The organism is Allobosea sp. P1_A7 (genome assembly GCF_056406775.1).
The window spans coordinates 1-1661 of the sequence record NZ_JBFTZN010000537.1; the positions used below are offsets into that span (position 1 = coordinate 1).

The 1661-nt window shown below is 59.6% G+C and carries 1 protein-coding gene and 1 pseudogene; one reads left to right on the top strand and one right to left on the bottom strand.

Features of this window, described 5'->3' with window-relative positions; all coding sequences use genetic code 11:
• Positions 1 to 327 (top strand): hypothetical protein (locus tag AC1D34_RS37375; protein ID WP_476827006.1); only part of this gene is annotated, 327 nt, incomplete at its 5' end.
• A 113-nt stretch (positions 328 to 440) separates the two neighbouring features.
• On the opposite strand, the pseudogene AC1D34_RS37380 reads toward AC1D34_RS37375, so the two are convergent.
• Positions 441 to 1147 (bottom strand): annotated as a pseudogene (locus AC1D34_RS37380) (IS110 family RNA-guided transposase); the annotation flags it as partial.
• Between the last annotated feature and the right edge of the window lie 514 nt (positions 1148 to 1661).

Below are 1661 nucleotides of genomic sequence, written 5' to 3' on the forward strand. Positions count from 1 at the left end.
TTCTCACTGTGTAAGCTTTCATTTACCGCTGTGAAACATCCTCGACGAGGTTCGATCAGTCAAACGGTCGCCCGCCTGCCGATTGCTAATGGAGCCCCTGCCATTAATTCAGGAAGAATGAGGATGCAGCCAAACGTGCCGACCTCTCGGCCACATAACCCGATTACTGAAATGTTCAACCGGTTGAAGCGCGAAGAGGCCGTTTTGCCTCTCGTCGGCACTTCGGACTCACCGAATGTTACGGCTCAAATGCCGCCTCCTACCCATCTTGGAAGAAATCAGACGGCATTCGTTGATCGGCCAATGAATAAAGACGCGATTTTATAAGCATCTGGCGGTTTGTAAGGCCACGTTATTCACGAGGTAGCCTCTTCCCGCGGACCGGTATTTCCATCAATGCCACGCGCATTTGATTGCCAACTTCGCCCCGTGGGAAGCAACCCTCGGGCCGATTTTACGGGTAGCAATCTAGATAGGAGTGTTGCGGCGGAGTCAGTCCGGAACTGGTCGGGATCGGTTACGGCTGCGGCACTGCCGTGGCCGTGATCACGCCGAGGCCAGGGATGGCGGCGAGCCTGCGACTAGTTTCGCTCTCGGCATGCCAGGCGGTGAGCTGTTGGTCGAGGACTGCAATCTCGCCGCTGCTGATCGTCACGATCTGGCGGATCAATATCTCCAGAGCGGATCGAGCATAGGATGGCAGCGCATCCTTGTCGGCAAGCGCCTGCTCGGCGAGCCTCGCAAGATGGGCGATACCGGGGTTGGCGACGAGGCCCAGCTCCGCCAGATGCCCGCGCACGGCATTGGCCAACATGGTGCGTTGGCGCACGAGCAGGGATCGGGCGCGATGAGTCATGAGCACACTCTGTTGCTCCACCGTCTTGCCCGGCACAAACCGCATCGTCGGACGGTGGACGGCTTCGCAGATCGCTTCGGCGTCGAGCGCATCGCTCTTGCCGCGCTTGATGTAGGCCTTCACGTAGGACGGAGGAATCAGCCGCACTTTGTGGCCCATGTTGGCGAGCGTGCGTGCCCAGTGATGCGCCGTTCCGCAGGCCTCCACGCCGATCAGGCAAGGAGGCAGCTTCGAGAAGAGGGGCAGCATCTGCTTGCGGTGTAGCCGCTTGACCAGAATCGTACGTGAGGTTGGCCCGCTTGTACCGCGCAAGTTCTGAGGAGTGACGAACGCCGCCCTCCCGAGATCCGGCGACGCTCGGTGCTTCAACTTGGCAATATCCTAAGGTGCACGTTTATCGCTTCGCTAACTGGTTCTACGCCTTTTGTCTCATGCCGACCTTGCTGCTACCTCGCGAGCGAGTAACAATAGGGGGCGCGGCGACACCTCCACGCGGCGTTCCCCTCCACTCGGCCGCCAACGGGCGGCCTCTTTTTGATCAGGTGGGAACAGTAGAGCCTACAGCATAGTTGGCGGACTTTCCTGCGCTTCGAGGAACTCGGTCCGAGTTCTGCCCCTGCCGGCTCCCCTCGCTGACGATCTTGTCCTCAGCCCTGATCGCACGAACTGGCGATCTTTGGGCGGTTAGCGGATGAAGGCGCTCTGCTTGGGCCGAATGGCTATCCCAGGTTCCGTTCAATTGCGGATCGGGCGGCCTGGAAGGTTGCTACTGCTACCGGCACCGCTCCTTGCTGCTGTTCAAGAA